Raw genomic sequence first — 3326 nt, forward strand, 5'->3', positions numbered from 1 at the left:
GGAACTGCCGCAGCACATCCGCCAGACAATTATCACGCTGGTGAGATCGGTGGAACGATAGTCGGATGGAGCCGTGAAGAATCCCGAACCTTCATTAACTGCAGGGTGCCGGAAGCGAAGCTGTTCTGCTCGCCTGCTTCCGCTCCAACAGGCGAGCAGAACAGTCATGGAAATAACAGAACACTAATTCGAGTGACTGGTGTCATTCGTGGGGGCAGTTCAAGTCTCTAAAATCCGGTATTCGGGTACCAGCGGCTGTAGTGGTTTTCGCCGAGTCTTGTGAGTGGGATGGCAGTCGGTTTGAAAAGTAATGAGCCATCGCGGACTCGCTGGCGATGACCGAGCTTTGAAACAAGGGGCCAATAAGGATTGTGACCTTTTTGCCAGGTAACAAACTGATTCGGATCCCAGACGGCGATCCCGTCGGCCCCCTGCTCATAGTCCCGGGCGACAGACTGCAGCAGGCGGTCCGCACTTTCCATTTTCCAGCCAACATAGAAGGGAAAGATTTTTACATCCGTCCCCTCGGTGATGCGCGCGTAGTAAGCCGTGTCTCCTGACTTCGATTTCAGGCCGCTGGTATAGTAAGCGAACCAGGCAATGCCGATCTGATCGATCAGTTTCTCTTTAATCCAACGTTCCACATCCAGCCCGAACTTCTGATTATCGGCACGGGAGGAAAATGTGGAAACGGCAAGCTTGAGACGGTGATGTGCGGTTCCGCGCTGAGCTGAAGTCTCATCTAGCATCGCCCGTATTTTACGAACGAACTCCGTGACAATCGTCGCCCGCAGCTGGAACACGCGTAGGTCGTCTTCGGCCAGATTGCGAGGATTCTCCCCGAATTCTTTGATGAATCGCTGACAGAACGGTTCTTCCCACAGAATCATGGGCATGCCTCGATGAAAGAGAAATCCGGCGCCGTCTGCGCCTCTCTGCAGTGCCTCGCGGTAGACTTCGATCAGATGATCCTGGACCTCCTCAGCGGCGTAGCTGAGATGCATCGTCGGCGTTCCGTCATAATCGATGCAACGCCATTCGGGATGCGCTTCGTAGAAACTGCTCATGAAGAATTCCTCCCACGGCGGTGCCGCTTTCCAGCCGGCGGCACGCAGGCAGACCAGGATTTCCGCATCTTGACGATGTGCTTCCTCAACGGCTACTTTCAAAGGGTCTATCCCCTGCTGATGCAGATGACGAACCGATTCGACATACTCGCGATCGACTTCCCTCGGGAATGTATCAAGATGCCCTCCCATCAGGTTTCCCACCTGGCTTGGGTGATGGACGAGGTCAGCGCCTCCGACCTGGAACCACCAGGTCTTGAAGTCACTGTCGCGATACGAGGAGAATGTCGCTGCAAGATCGGCACGATTCTGAGGGCGGAACGGATGAATCCAGGTATAACCGTCGAAGGTTGCCACTGCTGTTTTCGTCATCTTTTGAGCACGATCAGCAAGTAACCAGGCGACTTCCTCGTCGGTCAGTGGAATGGTTTTGACATGATGAATCCGCGCAGGCATCTGGTACACGGTAGAGAACTGTAAGTCGTTGTCGGTCAGGTTCGCGGCGCCCAGGAATACTTCTTCCAGCACATCACGACGTTGCGGACCCAGATTGAGTCGATTGCTCAGTCGGGTGTAAGCAGAGTCGTTCGTGAATTTCACTTCCACATTATTCTTCGCGGGTCGTACGAGATCGGTAATCGAACTCAGCCCGATATAGACGGCGTGCCAGCCCTGTTTGCCGAGCTTCAATGTCAGGTCCGGGGCGGATGACTCACGTCCGACGGAGACGCATTTTCCTGAGAACTCAGCCGTTTCATATTCAAATACTTTCCATTTATCATGGTGTCGACCCTCCGAAATGGCGTCTGCCGGGACGCAGCGCGTCAGGTCTGTGATTCGTTCTGCTTGTTTGAAGTTCTGCCACTGCTCAGAGTGTGTCAGCGGAATCTGTTTTTGAGCAGGTGTTGCGGCACGCTGTTGACGAACGATCTGTTCGATCAACCCGGCGGCAGTTAATCGATGACCTTGATTGTTGGGGTGAATCCCGTCGAGTAATAAGTCGCTGACGGACTTGCCGTCCATTGCTCCGTAAGACTCAAAAGCCAGGGCCACATCCACCAGCGGCACGTTTTCGGCTTTGGCGATTTTCCGAACAGCTTCCGCATATTCTTTCAGCCGGACGTTGAAGCCGTCCTCCTGCTCCGGCAGATAAGGAGGCTTGCCGTACATTGTTCGTAATTGGGGAGTCCAACGCAGCGGGTTGGGAGTCATCAGCACAACCTGCGCATCGCGTTTACGGAGTTCGGTTACGAAGTACCTGAGGTTCTCTTTGTAATTCTTCAGAGCAACACGCGGTTGATTCTCAGGCGGAGTCTTCCAGACATCAATGGTGGAATCATTAATTCCGAACTGGATGATCACAAGATCCGGATGATGCGCCAGCACATCGTTCTCAAAGCGTTCACGAGCACTCTGAGTGTGATCCCCGCCGACACCGGAATTGATTACTTGCGCTGGCATGCCACGCTGCGCAAGTCCCGACTTCAGTAAGTAGCAATAGACGTTCAATTCACCACGGACCGCAGTCGTGGAGTCACCGAAGGCAACAATCGTTGTCGGTTCCGCAGCAAGGAAGCATGTCTCTGAAACTGTGATGAGACCGAATAACAGCGCGACCCTGATATACCTGGCAATGTTGTATTTCATAACGAGTTTCCTGTCAGTAGATTGCCGGTTTGCGTGGCCCATCGGATGTACTCCGTTACCACTCTCTGAACATTTTAAACTGCCCCCATATAAAGACACCAGTCACAAGCTTTGGCCGAGATTTCCCATATGCATCAGCCTGGAACCGATTCAGGCACGGCTTGTCCCTGATTGTAACCACCGCGGTCTCCCGTGTCTAAAACGAAGTGATTTTTCTCCACTTTTGTTGTGCTTCTGTTGTTGAAATTCGGGAATCGCTGCCGAGCGAATTATTTTTCAGCGGCCAACCCGGTTTCTGCGCAGACTTTCTCCGTGAGGAACCCCGTTTTTCACTATTTAATCCACTTCAGCTTCACGTTACGTGTGCCCCGTGGCGGCGGAATTACCACTGCACTTTGTCACAACATTTCAGACATTTTCGCGCGAGTACTCGACACCCACTCGCTATGATATGCCGATGATCTCTTCCCTCGAGCGGCCTGATTCACAAGAATCAGGCCATGTCCACACACATGCAAAGCACCTATGACCATCGACAGAAAGAACTCATTCGATCCACCCCTAAGAGGTCATCGAGAAAATAAAAACGCCTTCAAACTCTCCGAACAACTC

The 3326-nt window shown here is 52.8% G+C and carries 2 protein-coding genes; one reads left to right on the forward strand and one right to left on the reverse strand.

The features are described from left to right. The coding region (locus tag Q0294_RS11395; protein ID WP_299464991.1) for a hypothetical protein at positions 1 to 231 on the forward strand (231 nt) is incomplete at its 5' end. Here the strand turns inward: Q0294_RS11395 and Q0294_RS11400 are convergent. Beyond that, the gene (locus Q0294_RS11400) at positions 228 to 2714 is read right to left on the reverse strand and encodes a GDSL-type esterase/lipase family protein (protein ID WP_299464994.1); all 2487 of its coding nucleotides are present in this window, start codon (positions 2712 to 2714) and stop codon (positions 228 to 230) included. The two genes, Q0294_RS11395 and Q0294_RS11400, sit on opposite strands and share 4 nt — an antisense overlap. Between the last annotated feature and the right edge of the window lie 612 nt (positions 2715 to 3326).

It is taken from the genome of uncultured Gimesia sp., from assembly GCF_937919775.1.
Classification (GTDB): Bacteria; Planctomycetota; Planctomycetia; order Planctomycetales; family Planctomycetaceae; genus Gimesia.

What these genes read in the sequence shown, in the direction of transcription:
- Q0294_RS11400 (WP_299464994.1), bottom strand. Translation starts at nt 2,714, where the DNA reads ATGAAATACAACATTGCCAGGTATATCAGGGTCGCGCTGTTATTCGGT.